Genomic DNA, 22,780 nt, shown 5'->3' with positions numbered 1-22,780 from the left:
TGGTGTGATCCGTGTTCAATATATTAAACTAGGCCTCGCAAATGACCGTCAGCGTTACCGTCGAGCCATCGCAGCAGGACAGCACCGGGTATTAAAGGTATACTCCGCCTCCTTTTTTCTGCTTTGGTTTGAATGGAACGCCCCAGTGAGAGGATGCTACTGCGCACCATGACACAATTCACTTCTCCTGTACTGCACTCGCTGCTTGATACGGATGCCTATAAGCTGCATATGCAGCAGGCCGTCTTCCACCGCTACTACGATGTGGAGGTAGCGGCAGAGTTCCGCTGCCGCGGAGACGATCTGCTCGGCATCTATGCCGACGCGATTCGCGAGCAGGTCGAAACCATGCGCGACCTGAAGCTGCAGGACGATGAGTATCGCTGGCTGTCCACCCTGCCGTTCTTCTCGCAGGACTATCTCGACTGGCTACGCGACTTCCGTTACGACCCAAGCCAGGTCACCGTTATCAACGATCATGGCAAGCTGAATATTCGCCTCGCCGGGCCGTGGCGCGAAGTGATCATGTGGGAAGTGCCGCTGCTGGCGGTCATCAGCGAACTGGTGCACCACTACCGTTCGCCGGAAATCAGCGTCGGCCTGGCGCTGGAGACGCTCGAACATAAGCTTGCCGACTTCGCCGACATGACCGCCGACATCGATATGTCGGCATTCCGCCTGATGGATTTCGGCACCCGCCGCCGCTTCTCCCGCGAAGTACAGCACGCTATCGTGCAGCGCTTGCAGCAGGAGCCGTGGTTTGTCGGCACCAGCAACTACGATCTGGCCCGCCGACTCAATTTAACCCCGATGGGCACCCAGGCGCACGAATGGTTCCAGGCCCACCAGCAGATCAGTCCAAACCTTGCCAGCAGCCAGCGCGCGGCTCTTGCCGCCTGGCTGGCGGAATATCCGGATCGGCTGGGTATTGCTCTGACCGACTGCATCACCATGGACGCTTTCCTGCGTGATTTCGGTCCTGAATTCGCCACCCGCTATCAGGGACTGCGCCATGACTCCGGGGATCCGCTGGAGTGGGGCGAGAAAGCTATCGCCCATTATCAGAAATTGGGTATCGACCCGATGAGTAAAGTGCTGGTGTTCTCCGATAACCTCGACCTCGGCAAAGCGGTCGATCTGTATCGCCACTTCTCCTCGCGGGTGAATCTCAGTTTCGGTATCGGCACCCGGTTAACCTGCGACATCCCACAGGTGAAACCGCTGAATATCGTCATAAAACTAGTAGAATGTAACGGCAAGCCGGTGGCGAAACTCTCCGATAGCCCGGGTAAAACCATCTGCCACGACAAGGCTTTCGTCCGTGCCCTGCGTGAGGCCTTCGATCTGCCGCCGATTAAAAAGGCGAGTTAAAAAAACGGCCCGGCGGCGTTACGCTGCCGGGCCGACCAACATCTCTACTGCGGCAATCTCGTCCTGATCACCTCGGCAAAATACTCCGCGCCGGTCAGTAAAATTTCATCATTAAAGTCGTAGCAAGCGTTATGCAGCGGCGTATTGCCCTGATTATCAGACGCATCGCCGTTACCTAAAAAGATGAAACAGCCGGGAATCTCCTGCAGGAAGGCGCCGAAGTCCTCCGAAATCATCATCTGCGCGACGTTGCCGTCGACATTTTCCGCCCCCACGACGTTCACCGCCGCATTGACCGCGACATCAACGCATTGCTGCCAGTTCACCGTCGGGGCGAATTCATGGGTATAGCTAAACTCGCACTGCGCGCCGTGCATCGCGCAAATCGCTTCGCTGATGGTCCGCATGCGCGCTTCCAGCAGCGCCTGTACGTCAGCGGAGTAGCTGCGGGTATCCCCTTTAATTTCCACATGCGTGGGGATCGCATTGCGGATACCGTCAGTATGAAGCTCCGTACAGGAGATCACCGCCGGCACGTTCGGGTCGATATTGCGTGAAACGATGGTCTGCAGCGCCAGAATAATTTCTGCCGCAATCACCAGCGGATCCTTCGCCATATGCGGCCGGGCGGCATGCGCCCCCTGCCCCTTAATACGGATAATAAAGTTATCTTCGCTGGCCATAATGCCGCCGACACGGGTGGCGATGGTCCCGGCTTTCATACCCGGCATATTGTGCAGGCCGTAAATCTCCTCGATGCCGAAACGCTCGATAACGCCGTCCGTCATCATCGCATTGGCGCCATAACCGGGTTCTTCCGCAGGTTGAAAAACAAAACAGACGGTTCCGTTAAAGTTTTGCCGCTGCAATAGCAACTGCGCCGCGCCCAGCGCAATGCAGGTATGGCCATCATGCCCGCAGCCGTGCATCCGTTCGGCGGTCGTGGAGCGGTAAGGCCGTTCGCCCTGTTCGTTCAATTGAATAGCATCGATGTCGGCGCGGATGGCGATAACACCGTTATCGTCGCCGCATTTCAACACGCCCACCAGCCCGGTTTTACCTATATTACGGTGAACCTCAATGCCCATCGCTTCGAGTTTCTCGGCGATAAACTGCGAGGTTTTGACTTCTTCAAAGGCGCTTTCCGGATTGGCATGCAGGTGATGGCGCCAGGCAATAAGCTGCTGCTTTAACTGTTGTTGATTCATTCTTCACTCCTGTAAAAATTATGCCGCACGCTGCGCGCGCTGTAATACCACCTGCAGCAGCACATTGGCGCCGGCAATGAGATCTTTGGCTTCGCTATGTTCATTGACGTTGTGGCTAATGCCGTCAACACAGGGGACAAAAATCATCCCTGCGGGGCATACCGAAGCCATAAATTGCGCGTCGTGGCCGGCGCCGCTCGGCAGGCGCCGATAACTGAGGGCTTGACGTTTCGCCTCCGCTTCAACGGCATTGACGATTTCATCGGCAAAAATGACCGGGTTAAAACGCACCAGTGAACGGCTGGCTATCTCCACCCCCTCTTCCTGCGCCGTTGTGACGACAAACTCGGCTAAGCGCCGTTCCGCCTCAATTAAGATAGTGTTATCGGTATTGCGTAAATCCACCGACATCACGACGTGATTTGGAATGACGTTAATCAGGTTGGGTTTAACGCTCATATGCCCGACGGTAGACACCTGATTGCCGCCGAGGCCCATCGCCAGTTCACGGGCGAAAACGGCGATTTTCGCCGCTGCAAGGCCGGCATCGCGGCGCATGGACATAGGTGTCGTACCGGCATGATTCGACACGCCTGTTAGCGTAAATTCTTGCCATGAAATACCCTGCACGCCGGTGACGACGCCGATATCAATCCGTTCCTTATCGAGGATAGGTCCCTGTTCGATATGTAGTTCGACGTAGCTATCTACCGGCAGATTGCCCGGCTGATGTTCGCCTTTATAGCCAATCTCCCGCAGCGCCTCGTCAAGAGTAATGCCGTTGTGGTCTTTTGCCGCCAGGGCCTGCGCCAGTGGATACTCCCCGGCAAACACCACGCTTCCCATCATATCGGGCTGGAAGCGCACCCCCTCCTCATTGGTAAAGAAGGTTACGGCTAACGGACGTCGCGGACGAATCCCGGCATCCTGAAGGGCGGCAATCACCTCGATACCGGCCATCACGCCGTAGTTGCCATCGTACAGGCCGCCAGTACCCACGGTGTCGATATGCGACCCCATCATCACCATCGGTAGCGCCTCTTCTCCGCGATAAACACCGGTAACGTTGCCGATAGCATCGATATAGATAGTCAGCCCCAGCGCTTTCATCCGGGCAACAACAAAGTCCCTACCGGCTTTATCTTCCGCGGTCGCCGCAAGGCGGCAGACGCCGCCGCCTTCCAACGCGCCGCATTCACCAAGCGCGAACAGGGAATCGATCAGCCGCTGGCCGTTTATCTGTAGATCATGACTCATAAAACATCTCGCTATTGTTCGGGGTTACTGGAACATGCCGTAAAAAATGGCGGATACGGTAATTAACCCAATCAGGGTGACGAAAACGTTGCTGGCTTTGCCGCGATACGGCGCCAGCACCGGTAACTTATGAATGGCATACATCGGCAACAGCAGTAGAATCGCCGCCCCGGTCGGGCCGCTGATGCACTCGATAATGCCGAGGATGCTTGGGTTCTTATAGGCGGCGAACCAGCAGGTGAGGACCATAAAAACCAGAATAACGGCGTCAACTGCGCGGATAGTCGGTTTTTTCCCCCGCGCGGCGGCGGCCTCGATAATCAGATCGCGCAGCGATTCATAAGCGCCGATATAGTGGCCAAGAAACGATTTCGTAATCGCGACAAACGCAATGATTGGCGATAGCCAGGCAATAATCGGCGTCTCAAACTGGTTGGCGAGGTACGACAGGATCGACAAATTCTGCGCTTTTGCTTCCGCTAACTGCTGCGGCGACAGGCTCAACACGCAGCTGAGAACGAAAAATAGCACCACCACGGTCATTAACAGGATGCCATAGCGCTGGATCTGCGCGCATTTGCGCTCGGCAAGCGCGAGTCCGTAGCGCTGCTTCTGGCGCACGACCATCGGCGAGACGATCGGATAGTGGTTAAACGACATAACCAGCACCGGAAATGTCATCCACAGCGTTAGTAAAATGCCGCGCCCATCGCCCATTGCGCTGAAGTTCACGGTGTGCAAAATCGCGCCGTTCCAGTGCGGGATCAAAAACAGCGCCATAAAAATAAGTGAAATAATGAAGGGATAAACCAGGGTGCTCATCACGCGCATAATCAAACGCTGCCCGAGGCGGACAATAAACATCAGCCCGAGGATCAGCACGATGGACACCACTGCCCGCGGCGGCTCCGCCAGTCCCAACTGATGGCTGATAAAACTCTGCGCTGTATTCGTAATAGCTACCGCATACATAATCAAAATGGTGTACACGGCGAAGAAATAGATAACGGTAAACACCTTCCCCGCTAGCGCGCCAAAATGCTCGCCAATGACATCGGTGATCGTGCTTTCCGGCGTGTTGGAAGAATAAATAAATCGCGCCAGCCCGCGATGCGCCAGATAAGTAATCGGAAAAGCGAGAGCAAAAACGATAAGCAGCGGCCAGAAACCGCCAATCCCGGCGTTAATCGGCAGAAACAACACCCCGGCGCCAATTGCCGTGCCGAACAGGCCAAGCACCCACACGGTATCTTCGCTATGCCACTTTGCGGCATCGCAACATCCTCTTTCTGTCACAGCATTTTCAGTATTCATCGGTCAGGTTCTCTCTATGCATTACGCGAATCCGCGTATGTTTTCGTTATTAGTCAGAACGCATGTCATACCGAGGGCTCGTAGGGTAGGTAAGATGGCCCTCTTGTTATTGCCGATGGCGATTAGCCATTACGGCCAAACCAGACGATGTCTTCATAGACATCCGGTGACGTGTCTCCTTCAGTGCTGATTAACAGGACCTGCGCATCGGCATTCAGGCGCAGCGCTTCGGCAAGTTCTCGGTATTCCGGCTGGGTCATCAGCGCATAAAGCACTCCCGCGCCGATGGCGCCGGATTCGCCGGAGATAAAGGGTTCATCGGTACCTGGCCGCGGCGCGGCCAGCAGGCGCATGCCGTTAGCGGCAAGACAATCATCGGCAGAGATAAAACAACGGGCATGGTCACGCAGCATCGGCCAGCTGGTGATATTGGGTTCGCCGCAAGCAAGGCCGGCCATTAACGTCGCCATGTCGCCGCCGACGCTGTGCGGTTGCCCGTCATTGATGGTTGCCGAACGGTACAGGCAGTTCGCTTTATGCGGTTCAAGGATCACTATCGTCGGCGCATCCTGCTGCATCTTCTCAACGAAATACCCCATAATGCTGCCGGCAAAAGAGCCGACGCCGGCTTGTAAAAACAGATGCGTAGGCATCCTGGCGCCGCTTTGCGCCAACTGCTGCCAGGTTTCAACGGCGAGCGTCATATAACCTTGCATGATCCAGGTAGGGATCTGTTCATAGCCCTGCCAGGCGGTGTCCTGCAGCAGTACCCACCCCTGCTCTTTGGCGGTTTTATCCGCCAGACGGACGGTATCGTCATAATTGAGTTCGGTTATTGTGCACTCAGCACCATGCTGGCGAATATTCTGCGCGCGTACCGGCGAGGAACCTTTAGGCATATAAACAACCGCCCGTAGCCCAAGCTGCTCCGCCGCCCACGCCACGCCGCGGCCGTGGTTGCCATCGGTGGCGGTGACAAACACAATATCTTTAATACGGGCTTTAATTTCTGGTGAATTAAGATCGCTAAAGCTCAAAGTATTAATATCGCGCCCAAGCTGTTCAGCGAGATATTTTCCCATCGCATAAGAACCGCCTAATCCTTTAAAGGCGTTAAGGCCGAAACGCTGCGCTTCATCCTTTATATGCAACGATCCCAGCCCGAGACGCTGGCTTAAATAATCCAACTTGCGCAGCGGCGTTACCCGATAGGCGGGGAATTTTTGATGGAATGCCAGCACTTCGTCGCCAACGTTTTCATTGAGCAGACTGAGGTCCACCCCCTGTTCATACGGCAGATGCCGGGCGTTGAGTTGATATTTAATCGTGTCCGTCATAAATAAACCTTTTATCCATATCGTCGTACGACGATGAATTAATCAACGACCAGCCCGGCCAAATAAAGGGCGCAGGGATCCGCGCGGCCAATAAAGAGATGGTCGAATAAATCGATGTATACCCGTCATACTCCAAGTTGCATGTGCGTTGGCTTTCTGCAACTCGAATTATTTAGGCTATAGAAATAACGTCAGTGGCTTTCTGTAGCGATTTCACGCTTTACCACTGTCTGAGATGGTACACTGCCGCCGATGGTTAAATGGCGCAAAATTGCCCATAGCTTCGCAATTTTCACTCTGATTCACCTCTATCACGCAACAAAGTTGCATACGTGAGGTCGATCACAGGTATTTAGGGCGACAAAGATAATGAAACTGGATAGTTGGGATAAAAAAATTCTCACCCTGCTACAGCGCAACAATCGCCTGTCGCAGCGGGAAATCGCCGATCGCGTCAGTCTTTCCGCTTCAGCGGTCAACCGGCGAATTGCCGCGCTGGAAGAGGCTGGCATCATTAAAGGCAGCGTGAGCGTGGTTGATGCCAGTAAAGTGGGCCGCCCAACCACCATCATGGTGCAGGTTACGATCGAGAATGAACGCCTTGACCTACTTGAAGAGGATAAACAGCGGTTTGTCAGTTGCCCGCAGGTGCAGCAGGTTTATTACGTCACCGGCGACTTCGATTTTCTACTGGTGATCAACGTCCGCGATATGGCGGAATACGAAGCCTTGACCCGTGAGCTCTTCTTTGCCTCGGGGAATATCAAATCCTTCCGCACCATCGTATCGATGCAAAACGCGAAGCAGGAAATGACGGTCATTATCGAATAATTCGCGTAAAAGAGGTAAACGGAAGGTAAAGAACGGCCCCGCGGCTAATTTATTTCCGAAATCCGCCCTCCCATGTGCGAATTCTGCTTGTCTGATGGAAGATGACAGGTAACATAGATATCCCCCCTCTGAAGGGGGAAACAGAATTTTTTATTGGACTACAAAGAGAGACTATTATGAGCGTTGTGCCTGTAGCCGACGTACTCCAGGGCCGCGTTGCCGTTGACAGCGAAGTCACCGTGCGCGGATGGGTGCGTACCCGCCGAGATTCTAAAGCTGGCTTTTCTTTCCTCGCCGTCTATGACGGTTCCTGCTTTGATCCTGTACAGGCCGTTATTAATAATTCTCTGCCCAATTACAATCAGGAAGTATTACGCCTGACCACCGGCTGCTCGGTTATCGTCACCGGCAAAGTCGTGGCCTCCCAGGGTCAGGGCCAGAGCTTTGAAATCCAGGCCTCCAGCGTGGAAGTCACCGGCTGGGTTGAAGATCCGGACACTTACCCGATGGCGGCGAAACGCCACAGCATCGAGTATCTGCGTGAAGTGGCGCACCTGCGTCCGCGCACCAACCTGATTGGCGCGGTAGCGCGCGTACGTCACACCCTGGCGCAGGCGCTGCACCGTTTCTTCGACGAACAGGGTTTCTTCTGGGTATCCACCCCGCTTATCACCGCTTCCGATACCGAAGGCGCCGGTGAAATGTTCCGCGTATCAACGCTGGATCTGGAAAACCTGCCGCGTAACGACCAGGGTAAAGTCGATTTCGATAAAGACTTCTTCGGTAAAGAGTCGTTCCTGACCGTTTCCGGTCAGTTGAACGGTGAGACCTATGCCTGCGCACTGTCCAAAATTTATACTTTCGGCCCAACCTTCCGCGCCGAGAACTCCAACACCAGCCGCCACCTGGCGGAGTTCTGGATGCTGGAGCCAGAAGTTGCCTTCGCGAGCCTCAACGATGTTGCCGGTCTGGCGGAAGCCATGCTGAAGTACGTCTTCAAGGCGGTACTGGAAGAGCGTGCGGATGACATGAAGTTCTTTGCCGAGCGCGTAGATAAGGACGCCATCGACCGCCTGCAGCGTTTTGTCTCTGCTGATTTCGCCCAGGTTGATTACACCGACGCCGTCACTATCCTGGAAAACTGCGGCAAGCAGTTTGAAAACCCGGTGTACTGGGGCGTGGATCTCTCCTCCGAGCATGAGCGGTATCTGGCCGAAGAGCACTTCAAAGCGCCGGTGGTCGTGAAAAACTATCCGAAAGACATTAAGGCGTTCTACATGCGCCTTAACGAAGACGGTAAAACCGTCGCCGCAATGGACGTTCTGGCGCCGGGCATCGGCGAAATCATCGGCGGCTCCCAGCGTGAAGAGCGTCTGGATGTTCTGGACGCGCGTATGGCCGAAATGGGTCTGAATAAAGAAGACTACTGGTGGTATCGTGATCTGCGCCGTTACGGCACCGTACCGCATTCCGGCTTCGGTCTGGGCTTCGAGCGTCTTATCGCCTACGTAACCGGCGTACAGAACGTTCGCGACGTGATTCCTTTCCCACGTACGCCACGTAACGCCACATTCTAATCGCGTTTCGTAAAAACACTGACAAGGTCGGCGCAAGCCGACCTTTTTTTATGTCAATTTTCGTGAACGAATTTCAACAAACTTAAACATCAACCTTCACATTTCGTAATTATGTTACTCACTATTTCCTTACCCTTAGTACGTAGATTTCGCACCTTATGTTAAGACACAAGTGAATACGCTGATTGAATTGGCTATTTTTTAATCATTCTGCGCACGTTATGCAAAAATAGCGCCTGAGCGAAAATGGGACGTAATTGAGTCAAAAAATAATCAAATCTGGCTTTATCGAAAATATTCATAACTAATTCATATAGATATATATGAGAAGGTGACAATCTTCGCAAAGTGGAACGGAATTTTGATTGAGTTCACAAAGTTCCTAAAAATACATATTTAGTTACATGTTTTTTCTTTTTGTAACCAATTTACGATATTGGTAGCATTTTCCGGCTAGCGAAACGGCACCACCGATGGAAAGATGCCTTCAGACACCAAACTATCTTCAATAGTTCTGTAAATTTTCATTGACGGAATTTATTGCTGGCGGTGGCAAGTGTCATATAAAAAATATTAATGAGGGTAATAAATAATGATGAAGCGCAATATTCTGGCAGTGGTGATCCCTGCCCTGCTGGTAGCCGGTGCGGCCAACGCTGCGGAAATCTATAACAAAAATGGTAACAAACTGGATTTCTACGGAAAAATGGTTGGCGAACATGTCTGGACCACCAATGGTGACACCAGCAGCGACGACACCACCTATGCCCGTATCGGCCTGAAAGGCGAAACCCAGATCAACGACCAGTTGATCGGTTACGGCCAGTGGGAATACAACATGGATGCGTCCAACGTTGAAGGTTCCCAGACCACCAAAACCCGTCTGGCCTTCGCCGGTCTGAAAGCGGGCGAATATGGTTCATTCGATTACGGCCGTAACTACGGCGCCATCTACGACGTCGAATCCGCAACCGATATGCTGGTTGAGTGGGGCGGCGACGGCTGGAACTACACTGATAACTACATGACCGGCCGTACCAACGGCGTGGCCACCTACCGTAACTCAGACTTCTTCGGTCTGGTGGACGGCCTGAGCTTCGCGCTTCAGTATCAGGGCAAAAACGATCACGACCGCGTTATTCGTAAACAGAATGGCGACGGTTTCAGCACCGCGGCAACCTACGCGTTTGATAACGGTATCGCGCTGTCCGCAGGTTATGCTAACTCCAACCGCAGCGCCGACCAGAAGCGTGACGGTAACGGTAACAAAGCTGAAGCATGGGCAACCTCTGCTAAGTACGATGCTAACAACATCTACGCCGCTGTCATGTACTCCCAGACTTACAACATGACGCCGGAAGAAGATAACTACTTCGCGGGCAAAACTCAGAACTTCGAAGCCGTGGTTCAGTATCAGTTCGATTTCGGTCTGCGTCCGTCCCTCGGCTACGTGCAGACAAAAGGTAAAAACCTGCAGGCTCGCGGCGGCTTCGGCGGCGGCGATGCTGACCTGGTTAAATACATTGAACTGGGTACCTGGTACTACTTCAACAAAAACATGAACGTGTACGCGGCGTACAAGTTCAACCAGCTGGACGACAATTCCTATACCCGTGAAGCTGGCGTCGCCACCGACGACCAGGCTGCGGTTGGTATCGTTTACCAGTTCTAATCTGTAGTACACCCCTTCGTGATATGCCTAAAAAGCAGGACTTCGGTCCTGCTTTTCTGCGTTACTAAGACGAAGATCGTAACTTGCAAAAACCTTCTCGCTTTTTGTCGCAAACGGTTGGCAATTTGTAAATCTACCGTTACCCTGATAGCGGATTTCCCTCAGTAATCACAATGGAACCTCGTCATGTTTGAGAACATTACAGCCGCCCCTGCCGACCCTATTCTGGGCCTGGCCGATCTGTTTCGTGCCGATGACCGCCCTGGCAAAATTAACCTCGGAATTGGTGTTTACAAAGATGAGACAGGTAAAACACCTGTTCTGACCAGCGTAAAAAAAGCCGAGCAATATCTGCTGGAAAATGAAACCACCAAAAACTACCTCGGTATTGATGGTATTCCGGAGTTTGGTCGCTGCACTCAGGAGCTGCTGTTCGGTAAAGGAAGCGCAATTATCAGCGATAAGCGCGCCCGTACCGCCCAAACCCCAGGCGGCACCGGCGGCCTGCGCGTAGCGGCTGATTTCCTTGCCAAAAACACCGACGTTAAACGGGTATGGGTAAGCAACCCAAGCTGGCCGAACCATAAAAGCGTTTTCGGCGCAGCCGGGCTGGAAGTGCGTGAATACGCTTACTACGATGCCGCTAACCACCAGCTTGATTTCGACGGTCTGCTGGCCAGCCTGAACGAAGCGCAGGCGGGCGACGTTGTGCTGTTCCACGGCTGCTGCCACAACCCAACCGGTATCGATCCGACGCTGGAGCAGTGGCAGCAGCTGGCGCAAATGTCCGCCGAAAAAGGCTGGCTGCCGCTGTTTGACTTCGCCTACCAGGGCTTCGCCCGCGGTCTGGAAGAAGACGCTGAAGGCCTGCGTGCGTTTGCCGCGCTGCATAAAGAGCTACTGGTCGCCAGCTCTTACTCGAAAAACTTCGGCCTGTATAACGAGCGCGTTGGCGCCTGTACGCTGGTTGCCGCCGATCAGGACACCGTCGATCGCGCGTTCAGCCAGATGAAAGCGGTTATCCGCGCCAACTACTCAAACCCGCCGGCGCACGGCGCCTCGGTGGTGGCGACGATTCTCAGCAACGACGCGCTGCGCGCCATCTGGGAACAAGAACTCACCGATATGCGCCAGCGTATTCAGCGCATGCGCTTACTGTTTGTGAATACTCTGCAGGAAAAAGGCGCCAGCCGCGACTTTACCTTCATCACCAAACAGAATGGGATGTTCTCGTTTAGCGGCCTGACCAAAGAGCAGGTACTGCGTCTGCGTGAAGAGTTCGCTATTTATGCGGTCGCGTCCGGGCGTATCAACGTTGCCGGCATGACGCCTGATAATATGGCGCCGCTGTGCGAAGCCATCGTCGCGGTGCTGTAATTCTCAGCCCTGACGCATAAGAAAAAGGCCGCAAACGCGGCCTTTTTTACTTCCTTGAGGTCAGGCATTACCAGACCGGCATTTCATCCTGCAGGAACGGATTATGCAGGCGCTCATATCCCAGCGTCGATAACGGGCCATGACCGGGGATAAACGTCACGTCGTCGCCCAACGGCAGCAGTTTACGTTTAATCGCATCAATCAGTTGTCCATGGTCGCCGCGCGGGAAGTCGCTGCGCCCTACTCCGCCTTTGAAAATCACATCGCCGGAAATCAGCAGACGAGAGGCATCGTCAAAGAAAACCACGTGCCCCGGCGTATGGCCAGGACAGTGCAATACCTGCAAAGCGATATTGCCGACGGTCACCACATCGCCTTCATTCAGCCAGCGGTCCGGTTGCAACGGCTGACACTCATCCAGCCCGAACATGCGGCTTTGCGCCGGCAATCCTTCCAGCCAGAACTCATCTTCTTTTTCCGGTCCAATAATTGGCACACCGTAATGTTGCGCCAGTTCGGCTGCCGCGCCGACGTGATCCAGGTGACCATGCGTCAACAGGATCTGCATCAGGCTGACGCCTGCCGCCGCCACTTCTTCCTTGATGCGCTCGGCATCGCCGCCAGGATCGACCAGAGCGGCAAGCCGGGTTTGTTCACACCAAATTAAAGAACAGTTTTGGGCGAACGCCGTGACCGGAATAATACGATAGTTCATGATGCTCCTTTCGTTACCAGTGCCGTACCGGACCGGTATCAATATGCACAAAGTTGCTACGTGGGTAGTATCCTACACCACCTGAGCGCATAGATAACGCCGCTTTGCGAATATTGCTTAAGGCAACGCCTTCAATGTGGAAATCCATCGCCTGGCCTTTGGTGTGATAGCTGTGTTTCGCTACACCACGGCTTCGTGCGCGAAGTTCATCGTTGGTATCGACGGAGCGATAACCGGAGATGAGCTGGACAGGCTTGTTGGTGCCGAGTAGTCCCTGCAGGCGGTAAAGCTGATCGAACAATCCTGGGTCAATAGACTTAATTTTGTTCGCGCGGAAATCACGGAAAAAGTGGTTAAGTCTTGCTAATTCATCCTGAATATAGCCTCTACCATCGAAAAACTCCGCCTTGAGTGATTCACCGGTGTGCAGGTTATTCAGCGTCAAAATACGCGGTCGGGGGGTCGAGAGGGTGGCAAATGCCGGCGCAGGGAGAATGGCGGCAGCACCGAGGGCAGCGCCACCCAACGCCAGCAATCTGCGGCGATTAGCGTCAAATTTGTCCATGATAATCAGGTCTACAGGTAAATGAATCGTAATATACTTTTCCGCTAAAACATTTTTGGCTGGGTCGTATTGACCGCCGCAATACATTTTTGCGGATTATATGTATATGCACTTCTGGCGCACGAAAGGCACCTTACCGGGCATTATTGCCAACGTCAAGGCAGCCTCACCCCAGGAAATACGGGCCTTGTAGACGACCATGGCCCGATTTCGTTCAGTGCTAGGACAACATTTTTCGCAGAACTACTTCATTTACCTGATTAATTGTTCCGCTTTTGGCAGAATTTGTGCGCTGGATCGCGCGGTGAGATCGTAATTGTAAATATCTGTTCGATATTGTGTACGTCCATCAGCGCCAACAAAGGCGGTCAAATAATATAAATTAACCGGAATATTTTGCCGAATATTGACGTAGCGCGTATCCCCCTGCTTCAGCGCGTCAGAAATGCGTGAATCATTCCAGCCAGCATCCTGCAATAGCATATTCGCCAGTTCAGATGCTTTATTGACGCGAACGCAGCCCGAGCTCAACGCGCGAACATCTTTCTGGAACAGATTGTGGTTCGGCGTATCGTGGAGATAAATAGCATCCGAGCTTGGCATATTGAACTTATAACGTCCCAGCGAGTTGCGCGCGCCCGGCGCCTGCTGGAAACGGAACGGTAGATTCTTCTCGGTGATGGTAGACCAATCGACGCCATACGGATCGATAGCTTCTTTGCTGTTCCAGCCGCGCATCAACGTATAACCATGCTGTTCCAGATAGCCTGGATTGTTGCGCACCTTCGGCAGAATATCTTTGCGCGCCAGCGTCGGCGGCACGTTCCACGGCGGGTTGACTACCACGTTGTTCAACGCGCTGCTCATCATCGGCGTTTTACGATCCGGACGACCGACAATGACTCTCGATGCCAGCACCTGACTGCCGTCCTGGTAATAGACCAGCGAGAACGCCGGAATATTGACCATGATGCCGGTGGACAATTTACTCGGTAACAAACGCAGACGCTGGATATTCAGCGCCAGTACGCCGGCACGCTGCGCCGAAGAAACGTTCAGCCAGTCGCGGGTGGACTGGCCGATGACGCCATCAGCGCCCAGCCCTTGCCAGGCCTGAAAGCGCTTCACGCCTTCTACCAGTTGGCGATCGTAAACGCCGCGCGCGGCAGGTTTTGCTTTCGATTTCGGTTTCGCCGATGGGCTTACCACATCGCCCGGTAGGGCGATTTTCGCCGAATCATCCAGCATGCCGGTACGCTGCAGAATTTCACGCAGCGCGCCAATATCGTTGCTCCACTCGCCCGGACGCAGCGAGGCATTACTGGTCAGCTGCGGCCACGGACGGTTATCGGCCACCAGCGTCAGCAGCGCCTGATGCATTGCTTCATATTGTGAATGTTGTGGCGCCAGTCCGGCAATAAACTGCGGTAGCGAACCGTTATCCAGCGCCAGCTGCCACTGGTTAATCACCGACAGCGGCGGCGTCGCCATTTTGTACGGCGTTGAGCCATACAGCCAACGGTTCCCCTGCATCGGAATACCGCTAATAAAATGCAGATATCCCATCATGGCGTCGGAGAGTACAACATCGCGAGCCATGCCGCTGATGGACGGGTCCGTGAGTAAGCTTACCCATGTGGTGAACTGCGGCTGGAAGCCGGCGATAGCGACCTCTGCCAGCTGCTGCTGGAAGGCCTGTACCGCATCGCGGTTCTCCCACATGGGTTTCATGTCGCGGGCGGCGTACAGCGCCACCAGCGGGTTGATATAAACCGGATGATAACCCGACGGCAGCATGGCCTCGATTTCAGCGCGGCTTTTCGCCACGGCCTCCGCCGCCAGCGGCTGCTCGCCAGCCATTTGCGCGACCGCAACAGACTGCCCGTCGCTTTGGACTAATGCCGACGAAAGATCGCCCACCGTCGCAGAGCTGTCGGTGGGTATAACTTCAGGCTCTGCGGCCTGGACATTGAACAGTGGAGCAAATGCAAAAGCCAGGCTCAAGCTGAGCACCGACAATTGTCGACCATACCGTTTCTTTAGCAACATCCCTTGCCCCCTGTTAACACATTGCTGCCCGCCTAATGGGGCTTATTCTCAGTATATAAAGGCGAAAACGCTTTTGCCTTACCAAATGTAAAGAAGTTTAAAGGCTATACCCTGTTAGCGTACTGTACAGAAAAACAAAAAGGGCGACAAATTGTCACCCTTTTTCCTATTAATCGACGCCCTTTCAGGAGGCGTCAGCGGTTCCAGGCAGCGCTTCCGGTACCGGCGCGGCAAAACCGCGCAGGCCGACAACGTGTACGTGTTCGTGATTATTGAACACTTTACGCACCAGTTTATAGGTGGTGCCTTTTTCCGGGCTGATATTTTCCGGGGCCGCGATAATCAGCTGCATCTCCAGACGTTCACACAGTTCGAACAGCGTAGCGATAGAGCGGGCATCAAGACGCGCTGCTTCATCGAGGAACAGCAGACGGCAAGGCGAGATATCCTTACCGCGCAGACGACGGGATTCATCTTCCCAGCTCTGCACCACCATCACCAGAATCGACATCCCGGTACCGATCGCTTCACCGGTTGACAGCGCGCCGGACTCCGCGCGCAGCCAGCCGTCGGAACCACGGTTAACTTCCACTTCCATCTCCAGATAGTTGCGGTAGTCGAGCAGCTCCTCGCCGATGGTTTGCGGCGTACGTTGCCCCATATCAATCTGCGGATTCAGGCGCTGATACAGTTTCGCTAGCGCTTCCGAGAAGGTCAGGCGATTACTGTTAAACAGATCCTGATGCTGCTCATGCTGTTCGGAGAGGACATCAAGCAGCGTCGAGTGGGTTTCACGCACGTTGACGTTCAGACGCACGCTGTTGACCTGACCAAACGATACGCTCTGCAGCCCCTGGTTGAGCATGCGAATACGGTTCTGCTCACGCTGAATGGTCTTGCGAATGATATTCGCCACGCTGCGTGAGCTGATCGCCAGCTTCTGCTCGCGGTTGGTCAGCTCTTCGGTCAGACGACTGAGCTCGATTTCCATCTGCTCGATCGCTTCTACCGGATCATCGGTGCGAATAATATCCTGGCGGATACGCTCGCGCAGATGCTGATAAACCGCAACGAAGAACTGAATTTTGCGCTCCGGACGTTTCGGATCTTCCGAAATACGCAGGACGTCGCGCAGGTGCTCGTTATCAGCGACCGCCAGACGCAGAGCGCCCAGCGCCTTATCCGACATCGAACGCAGTTCGTCGGCGGAGAGATAGGCCAGCTCGCGGCGGTGCAGACGACGTTCCACGCCGTTGTCTTTCACCAGACGCATCACCGCGCACCAGCCCGCTTTAGCGCTCACCACCTGCTCGCGCATTTCGCAGTAATCGCGCTCCAGCTTGCGCAGTTTGCGGGTCAGGTTGTCCATCTCCGCTTCGCAGAAGGTCAACGCTTTCTCCAGCTGATTACGGCGGGAGCGGTTGTTGCTCAGCTGCATATGCAGTTCATCACGACGCGCACGCGCACGCTCTTCCGCGCCGGCATCGGCGCGCACGCCGATATCCTGCAGCTCTTTATACAGATCGTTGAGCAGCTCTTTCTTGGTGTCATACGAGCTTTTCAGCGACGCCAGCACCTGGTTGTACTGGTTCAACTGCGCAACGTGGCTACGCATTGCTTCGCGAGCGCGGCTACGCTCGGATTCTGCTTGTTGCAGGCGCTGGCGCAGCTTCTCGTTGAGATCGCTATTGCCGCTGAGCATCTCCGCCGAGTCAGAATAGCTGAAGTGGGCGCGGCGCTGCACGACTTCCGCCAGCGCGAAAGCCTGCTGGCGCGCATCGCGCTGGATTTGCTGCGAATAGGCGTAATCTTCTTTCAGCTGCTCGAACTGCTCCGGGTCGCTCTGCAGTACCGAGACGATCGGTTCCAGTTTCGCCAGCTGATTGCCATACTGCTGGATAAAGCGCGCCGCTTCCTGCGCTTCGTCCAGACGCTCCTGGATTTCATCAACGCGATCGGCCAGCGTCTCATCGGCCAGCAGATTCAGGCGCGGCAGCAGGCGGTTAAGCGCCGACACACCCTCTTTCGCCTGCTCGTACTGGACGCGGTTCTGTTGGTTATCGCTTTCATGCGCATTCAGCGCGCGCTCGAGTTCGCCGCGGCGGCTGTTGAGTTTGCGGATCTCTTCTTCCGGGTCGTCATCAAAGGCAACCGCCAGATGGCTACCGATGAAGCGGCTGAAGGCCTGATGCAGGCGCTGCGTTTTCTGCACGTCAAACGACAGCGTAGCAAAACGCTCGGAGAGGCTTTCGCGCTCGGCGTGCAGCGTTTCGATGCGGTTTTCACGGGCGGCGCGGCCAAACAGCGGCAGCGTCGGGAAGCGCGAATAGCGCCACTGGCGGTCGGCAATTTTCACTACCACCGCTTTTTCCAGCTCATCGACGCTGAAAACGCTGTCATCGAAGGACTGCGGATCGCCTTCGATCAGATACAGGTCTTCCGGGCAATCTTCCAGCCCTTCGAGCTGCTCCGCCACCTGTGACAGATCCGGAACCACGATCGCATGGCGCGATGGGCCATAAAGCGCGGAGAAGTACGGGGCATCTTCGAGGCTAACGTCGTCGTAGATTTCCGACAACAGCACGCCGCCAAAGCGCTCTGCCAGCGCGTTCAGACGCGGGTCTTCAGAACCGCCCGGCTGGCTGAGACGCTCGATTTCTTCGTCGATGGCGCGCTTGCGGGCGCCGACTTCATCACGCTCAACAATTGCTTCGCGCTCGCGCTCCAGCAGTTGCTGCAGGTACTCGGTGACATCCTGGCTTGATTCAAACTGCTCGCCGCTCTGCTCGCACAGCTGGTTGAGGCTGTTTTGCGCCGCCAGCCAAATCGGCGCCCGGCGCATCAGCGTCTGGGTACGCGACTGCAGCTGTTCCAGCTCCTGACGCAGAGCCATGCGCTGTTCCTGAGCGTTAGAAACGCTATCGGCTAACGAAGCGATACGCGCTTCCAGCTCCTGATGCAGCGTTTCCAAATCGTCGATATCGTAGCGTTTGCCCTGGCGCTTACAAAACTCGGCCAGCTGGCGCTCGGCGTCTTGTTGTTCACGCAGACGCTGTTCCAGCTCGTTGAGACGGCTACGCAGCCCATGAGCCTGCTCCGCCAGGTGGCGCTGGTTGACGCCGTCGCGTAATAATTCACGCGCCACATCCCAGGCTTCATTACGCGCCAGCGGACCGTTGATCGCCGCAACCAGCTGATACGCTTGTTCAAACTGGCTGTGCGCGGTTTGCGCCACGCTCATTTTCTGTTCCAGCGACAGCATTTTTTCCGTCGCTTCCAGCTCTTTCGCCTGGAAAGTTTCCAGCCATTCGTCGGCGCTATCGGCGGTTAAATCCGGCAGGTGACACAGCGCACGCGCGCGTTCCAGCGCCTGTAGCGCCTGATTGTACTGAATGGCGCGAGTCTGCTGCACGTCGAGCGCCTGCTGGTAATCGGCGAGCTGGCTTTTCAGCTCATCCACTTCCAGTTCGGCGGCCTCGGCGCGGGCTTCGTTTTCTTCCTGCTGGTCGGCGGCTTCCGCCACCACTTCATTTTGCTCTTCCAGACGAATCTGCAGTTCGTCGAGATCCGCCTCGTAGCGCTCGATTTTTTCCTGCTGACGCAGCGCGGTTTGTACCAGGTTCAGGTGATCGCTGGCGGCCTGATAATCAGCTTCCAGATCGCCTTCTGCGCCGTTGTGTTCCTGCAGCTCGCGCGCCATATCGACATGTTTGTACTGCTCTGCCGCCAGCTGCGAACGCGAGGTAAAGAGCTCGCGACGGTACTCCAGCGCTTTATCCAGATGGATTCGCCGCTCGTTGGCGTGGCGCATGTAGTCCGCCGCCACGTAGTTGGTGGCTTCGCTGATAAGGTGCTTAAACAGATCGCGATCGGACTGAGTAACGCGAATCGCTTCCAGGGTCATACGGTTTTCACGCAGAGCCGCTTCCATATCCTGGAACGCCTTACGTACGCCGCTGTTTTCCGGCAGCAGGTAATCGCGCAGGGAGCGGGTAATGGTGCTGGAGATCCCGCCGTACAGCGAGGCCTCAATCAGGCGGTAGTATTTGCTACGATCGGATGCAGAGCGCAGACGACGCGCCACTACGCCCAAATCAAACATCAGCGAGTGATATTCGGTAATCGAGTTAAACTGTTTGAACTGCACCCCTTCCATGGCGTCGAGCTTGTCTTTCAGCTCGTTGAGGCTCACGACGCGCGCCTGGCGCTCGTTGAGCGTTTCGGTCAACAGTTGGGTCGGCTGGATCGAAGTTGGCAATCCCTGGATGGCAAATGGCTTAATATCGACTTTACGATCGCGCCCGGCAACCTGCTGCAGACGTACCCCGACGACCACGCGCTGGTGGCGTGAGTTGATCACATCGAGCACCGAGTAACAGACCCCAGCGCGCAGTTTACCGTGCAGGCCCTTATCGCGCGAACCGCTGGTGGCGCCCGCTTCGGTGGTGTTACGGAAGTGCAGCAGGGTTAAATCCGGGATCAGCGCCGTGACGAAAGCCGCCATGGTCGTGGATTTACCGGCACCGTTGCCCCCGGAAAGGGTGGTTACCAGCTCATCAAGATCGAAGGTCCGGGCAAAAAAACCGTTCCAGTTAACCAGCGTCAGCGAGCGAAACTTACCGCGTTCAATCATTATTCTTCCTCCCCGCTATCCGGCTGATTCTCTTCATTCTCATCATTGAGCTGCAGGTGATTCTCCAGCGCCATCGCTTCGCCGTCGCGGATCATGCGCAGCTGCGCTTCGCGCGGATCGTCGCCAACGCGCACGTCAGCGCCAAAGCGGAACACCGATTCGGTGATGCGGAATTTACTGCTGTCGTGGCCCATAAACCACACCATGCCGAGGCGGCGCAGGCGGTTGAGGGACGCGCGCATTTTTTCCTGCAGCTTCTGGCGGTCGAGGTCGGAACCGGTGGAACGGTTGTTCACCAGCTTCAGTAATTTACTTTCGTCCGCCAGCGTCAGCAGCTCATCGTAGAGCTCCTGCTGGGTGAAGATGCCTTCATTAGCCAGACGTTCGGGGCTGAGATAGAGGTAGCAAAGAATTTTGCCGACCATCATATCCAGCTCTGACAATACCGAGCGCGGGATCAAGGTCGTGGAGCGCGGGCGCAGGTAGAAGAACCCCTCCGGCGCGCGGATCAGCTCAACGTTGTAGCGAGCGTAAAACTCTTCCAGGTAATCCTGAAAATCCATCAAAAATGCGTGATTATCCAGCTCATCGAGGCCAATGTGACGGCCTGCGCGCAGGGCGCTATCCAGCGCCGGAAATAACGGATTGGCCAACGCCTGCGCCAGCTTAGCTGGCATCACTTGTTCAATATTTGTCAATGACATGCGCCTGTACCTTGGCTCCGTAATCATTAATCGGCTGCCATTTTGCCGGCAGTCCGGTGAAATCTGCCTGGGCGACGCCCAGCTGTACCGCCTGGTCAACGACGATTCGCGCGACGTCAAAGTGACGCGCGCGCGGATACTGCGCCAGGAACTCTCGCGCCACCAGGCCGAGATCCAGCGGCATACCCTTCTCTTTGTAAACCACCAGCTGCGCTTCAATCAGCGCGGCCAGCTGCTCGCGAATTTCGTTGAACTCTTCGAATTCGAGGTCTGCCGGCAGCTCGCCGGTGACTTCTTCATCGCGCAGCGCCATCTCTTCATCGCGCATATCCAGCAAACGGTCGGCGCTAGCGTAGGTCAGTGCCCACGGAGCATCGAAGTAGGTCTGCACCGACTGACGCAAACGCTGGGCGAAAACGCGGTTTTTATCCATATCGATGGCGGTACGGATAAATTTATGTACGTGACGATCGTAACCGATCCACAGGTCGATAGCCTGTTGGCCCCAGCTGACGATACGGTCGAGCTTGCTTTGCAGGTCGAACACCAGACGGTCGACAAAATGCAGATCGTCGCGCGCGATGGTGGCGTCCTGGATACGCAGCAGGTTGGCCTGCAGCTTGTCGCCCGCCGCATCCAGAGTATCCTGCAATTCGCGCAGGGTGCCGGAGGTTTCGGACAACAGCAGTTCACAGCTGGAAATCGCCGCGCGCCAGTCTTTGTTCAGCAACTGGGCGATATCATCTTTCACCTGCTGCTGCTGCTCATCCATGATGCGTTGAGTCAGATCGATACTATCGAAGATTTCCGCCACCGAATATTTCAGCGGCGCAAAAACGTTGCGATGCCAGTGGAATTCATCGCCGCCCTCATCCGCGGAATCTGCCGCCCGCTTCAGTTCGCCGGCCACAATCGACAGCTGCATCGACAAACGCAGGGTAGAAAATTCGCGCTGGCGAATGTAGTAGTCGGTAATGCCGATACCTAAAGGCGTCAGGCGGTAGATCGCATTCCCTTCCGTTATTTCGCTGGTAAAGCGGTTCAGCAGACGCTGGCGCACCATATCGTTGATGGCGTTATTGGCGCGCTGGCTGATGGTTTCGCTGGTCTGCTCAAACGCATCACTAACGTGGCGGAACGCGTCCACCAGTTCTCCCTCGGTCATTTCCCCTTCCAGCCGCTCGCCGTTCAGCGTGGCGACAGCCAGCAGAAAAGAGAGTCTGTCGACCGGCAGCGAGATGGAAAAATCATTTTTCCTGGCCCAGGCAACCAGTTCGGGGACTGTCTGGGAAAATTCACTCATAGTTTATCCTTGCATCTGCGGCTGTGCGCCTGGATCTTTCTTAAGCGCGGTGACATGAATATAGCGGCCCAGGCTGATATACGGCTCCTGGCGACAGTAGCGCGTTTCCAGCTCCAGCAGCGCCGCAAAGCTGTCATGCTGTTTACGTTTCTCACGCAGATAATCATGAAACACCCGCACGCCGGTTTTACCGGTTATCTGCCAACCGAGATCTTCCAGCCAACCGTAAACCTGCTGCGGATCGCGCGGATAATCCGGCGATAGCGTGCGTTTTTTCTTTTTCGGCATGCCAATTTGCACGTAGTCGAAGTTTCCGGCGACCATATTGTGCATCAGCAGGCCGTTAGCATTGTAGAACATTAACGACAGCGCGCCGCCCGGGCGCAATACCGACCACAGCGTGCGCAACATTTCCTGCGGTTCCGCGACCCACTCAAGCACCGCATGAAACAGTATCAGATCGACGGGGCTTTCCAAATGCTGAGCAATATCCTGCGCCGCGCATTGTACAAAATGCATGTTGTCGATCACACCTTTATCGCGGGCCGCCTGCTGAGCGCGAGCCACCATTTCGGCGGAAAGATCGCATAGCGTGACGTGGTGGCCTAATTCCGCGACGCGGATCGCCGTTTGCCCTTCGCCGCCGCCGGCATCAAGCACCCGCAACGGCCCTGGCCCCATCTGCGTTAGCAGCGGTTCCAGATCCTGCCAAAGGATCGCCTGGCGCAGTTGGCCCTTGGTGGTGCCATAAATATTGCGCGAAAACTTTTCAGCGATGTCATCAAAATTGCGATCCTGCACGGACGACTCCACAAGCCAACACAAAACCGCTATTTTGTCATACCCACGGCGATAATGAAGCGATCT

The 22,780-nt window shown here is 55.2% G+C and carries 15 protein-coding genes and 1 pseudogene; 5 read left to right on the top strand and 11 right to left on the bottom strand.

The window, feature by feature from the left end; genetic code table 11:
- Nucleotides 1–168 precede the first annotated feature (168 nt).
- Nucleotides 169–1,371 (top strand): nicotinate phosphoribosyltransferase, encoded by a 1,203-nt coding sequence (gene pncB / locus PGR79_RS20495; protein ID WP_087858165.1) that lies wholly within the window; start codon nucleotides 169–171, stop codon nucleotides 1,369–1,371.
- Nucleotides 1,372–1,415: 44 nt separating this feature from the next.
- Here the strand turns inward: pncB and PGR79_RS20490 are convergent, their stop codons facing one another.
- The 4 genes from PGR79_RS20490 to dpaL form a co-directional block, all read right to left on the bottom strand.
- Entirely contained in the window at nucleotides 1,416–2,579 is a 1,164-nt protein-coding gene (locus tag PGR79_RS20490; RefSeq protein WP_430922420.1) for a M20 aminoacylase family protein, read from the bottom strand.
- An 18-nt stretch (nucleotides 2,580–2,597) separates the two neighbouring features.
- Nucleotides 2,598–3,836 carry a Zn-dependent hydrolase gene (locus PGR79_RS20485; protein WP_430922418.1) on the bottom strand — a complete coding sequence of 413 codons (1,239 nt, stop codon included), beginning with the start codon at nucleotides 3,834–3,836 and terminating at the stop codon, nucleotides 2,598–2,600.
- Between the two features lie 24 nt (nucleotides 3,837–3,860).
- Nucleotides 3,861–5,150 carry an aromatic amino acid transport family protein gene (locus PGR79_RS20480; protein ID WP_049059585.1) on the bottom strand — a complete coding sequence of 430 codons (1,290 nt, stop codon included), beginning with the start codon at nucleotides 5,148–5,150 and terminating at the stop codon, nucleotides 3,861–3,863.
- A gap of 122 nt (nucleotides 5,151–5,272) precedes the next feature.
- Complete coding sequence (gene dpaL, locus PGR79_RS20475) at nucleotides 5,273–6,487, bottom strand: diaminopropionate ammonia-lyase (protein ID WP_228302372.1); 1,215 nt, start codon at nucleotides 6,485–6,487, stop codon at nucleotides 5,273–5,275.
- Nucleotides 6,488–6,856: 369 nt separating this feature from the next.
- On the opposite strand from dpaL, the gene PGR79_RS20470 reads away from it, so the two are divergent.
- The 4 genes from PGR79_RS20470 (at nucleotide 6,857) to PGR79_RS20455 (ending at nucleotide 11,944) form a co-directional block, all read left to right on the top strand.
- The gene (locus PGR79_RS20470) at nucleotides 6,857–7,318 is read left to right on the top strand and encodes an Lrp/AsnC family transcriptional regulator (protein ID WP_045395698.1); all 462 of its coding nucleotides are present in this window, start codon (nucleotides 6,857–6,859) and stop codon (nucleotides 7,316–7,318) included.
- A gap of 176 nt (nucleotides 7,319–7,494) precedes the next feature.
- Complete coding sequence (asnS, locus tag PGR79_RS20465; RefSeq protein WP_047045619.1) at nucleotides 7,495–8,895, top strand: asparagine--tRNA ligase; 1,401 nt, start codon at nucleotides 7,495–7,497, stop codon at nucleotides 8,893–8,895.
- A gap of 592 nt (nucleotides 8,896–9,487) precedes the next feature.
- Nucleotides 9,488–10,567: a porin OmpK35 gene (gene ompK35 / locus PGR79_RS20460; RefSeq protein WP_063447558.1), complete on the top strand. Its 1,080-nt coding sequence runs from the start codon at nucleotides 9,488–9,490 to the stop codon at nucleotides 10,565–10,567.
- Between the two features lie 186 nt (nucleotides 10,568–10,753).
- Complete coding sequence (locus PGR79_RS20455) at nucleotides 10,754–11,944, top strand: amino acid aminotransferase (protein ID WP_045395708.1); 1,191 nt, start codon at nucleotides 10,754–10,756, stop codon at nucleotides 11,942–11,944.
- 67 nt (nucleotides 11,945–12,011) lie between these two features.
- Here PGR79_RS20455 and PGR79_RS20450 read toward each other — a convergent pair whose 3' ends face one another.
- The 7 genes and pseudogenes from PGR79_RS20450 to cmoM form a co-directional block, all read right to left on the bottom strand.
- Nucleotides 12,012–12,659, bottom strand: coding sequence for an MBL fold metallo-hydrolase (locus tag PGR79_RS20450; RefSeq protein ID WP_015367455.1), 648 nt, complete (start codon nucleotides 12,657–12,659; stop codon nucleotides 12,012–12,014).
- A gap of 13 nt (nucleotides 12,660–12,672) precedes the next feature.
- A complete protein-coding gene (locus PGR79_RS20445; RefSeq protein WP_015367456.1) occupies nucleotides 12,673–13,224 on the bottom strand; it encodes a YcbK family protein in 552 nt (183 codons plus the stop codon).
- A gap of 252 nt (nucleotides 13,225–13,476) precedes the next feature.
- Entirely contained in the window at nucleotides 13,477–15,273 is a 1,797-nt protein-coding gene (gene ldtD, locus PGR79_RS20440; protein WP_430922415.1) for a L,D-transpeptidase, read from the bottom strand.
- A gap of 184 nt (nucleotides 15,274–15,457) precedes the next feature.
- A complete protein-coding gene (gene mukB / locus PGR79_RS20435; RefSeq protein WP_430919438.1) occupies nucleotides 15,458–19,906 on the bottom strand; it encodes a chromosome partition protein MukB in 4,449 nt (1,482 codons plus the stop codon).
- Nucleotides 19,906–20,610 carry a chromosome partition protein MukE gene (gene mukE, locus PGR79_RS20430; RefSeq protein WP_015367459.1) on the bottom strand — a complete coding sequence of 235 codons (705 nt, stop codon included), beginning with the start codon at nucleotides 20,608–20,610 and terminating at the stop codon, nucleotides 19,906–19,908. Before mukE ends, mukB begins: the two co-directional genes overlap by 1 nt.
- Complete coding sequence (gene mukF / locus PGR79_RS20425) at nucleotides 20,591–21,913, bottom strand: chromosome partition protein MukF (RefSeq protein WP_087858143.1); 1,323 nt, start codon at nucleotides 21,911–21,913, stop codon at nucleotides 20,591–20,593. Before mukF ends, mukE begins: the two co-directional genes overlap by 20 nt.
- A pseudogene (gene cmoM, locus PGR79_RS20420) lies at nucleotides 21,910–22,714 on the bottom strand (tRNA uridine 5-oxyacetic acid(34) methyltransferase CmoM). The gene mukF and the pseudogene cmoM overlap by 4 nt, the downstream one beginning before the upstream one ends.
- Nucleotides 22,715–22,780: the final 66 nt, after the last annotated feature.

The sequence above is a fragment of the Klebsiella sp. 141161 genome, from assembly GCF_050600815.1.
Lineage (GTDB): Bacteria > Pseudomonadota > Gammaproteobacteria > Enterobacterales > Enterobacteriaceae > Klebsiella > Klebsiella aerogenes.
The sequence above is the reverse complement of the archived record's forward strand: the minus strand, read 5'-3'. Positions and strand labels throughout refer to the sequence as shown.

What these genes read in the sequence shown, in the direction of transcription:
- pncB (WP_087858165.1), top strand. Translation starts at nt 169, where the DNA reads ATGACACAATTCACTTCTCCTGTACTGCACTCGCTGCTTGATACGGAT.
- PGR79_RS20490 (WP_430922420.1), bottom strand. Translation starts at nt 2,579, where the DNA reads ATGAATCAACAACAGTTAAAGCAGCAGCTTATTGCCTGGCGCCATCAC.
- PGR79_RS20485 (WP_430922418.1), bottom strand. Translation starts at nt 3,836, where the DNA reads ATGAGTCATGATCTACAGATAAACGGCCAGCGGCTGATCGATTCCCTG.
- PGR79_RS20480 (WP_049059585.1), bottom strand. Translation starts at nt 5,150, where the DNA reads ATGAATACTGAAAATGCTGTGACAGAAAGAGGATGTTGCGATGCCGCA.
- dpaL (WP_228302372.1), bottom strand. Translation starts at nt 6,487, where the DNA reads ATGACGGACACGATTAAATATCAACTCAACGCCCGGCATCTGCCGTAT.
- PGR79_RS20470 (WP_045395698.1), top strand. Translation starts at nt 6,857, where the DNA reads ATGAAACTGGATAGTTGGGATAAAAAAATTCTCACCCTGCTACAGCGC.
- asnS (WP_047045619.1), top strand. Translation starts at nt 7,495, where the DNA reads ATGAGCGTTGTGCCTGTAGCCGACGTACTCCAGGGCCGCGTTGCCGTT.
- ompK35 (WP_063447558.1), top strand. Translation starts at nt 9,488, where the DNA reads ATGATGAAGCGCAATATTCTGGCAGTGGTGATCCCTGCCCTGCTGGTA.
- PGR79_RS20455 (WP_045395708.1), top strand. Translation starts at nt 10,754, where the DNA reads ATGTTTGAGAACATTACAGCCGCCCCTGCCGACCCTATTCTGGGCCTG.
- PGR79_RS20450 (WP_015367455.1), bottom strand. Translation starts at nt 12,659, where the DNA reads ATGAACTATCGTATTATTCCGGTCACGGCGTTCGCCCAAAACTGTTCT.
- PGR79_RS20445 (WP_015367456.1), bottom strand. Translation starts at nt 13,224, where the DNA reads ATGGACAAATTTGACGCTAATCGCCGCAGATTGCTGGCGTTGGGTGGC.
- ldtD (WP_430922415.1), bottom strand. Translation starts at nt 15,273, where the DNA reads ATGTTGCTAAAGAAACGGTATGGTCGACAATTGTCGGTGCTCAGCTTG.
- mukB (WP_430919438.1), bottom strand. Translation starts at nt 19,906, where the DNA reads ATGATTGAACGCGGTAAGTTTCGCTCGCTGACGCTGGTTAACTGGAAC.
- mukE (WP_015367459.1), bottom strand. Translation starts at nt 20,610, where the DNA reads ATGTCATTGACAAATATTGAACAAGTGATGCCAGCTAAGCTGGCGCAG.
- mukF (WP_087858143.1), bottom strand. Translation starts at nt 21,913, where the DNA reads ATGAGTGAATTTTCCCAGACAGTCCCCGAACTGGTTGCCTGGGCCAGG.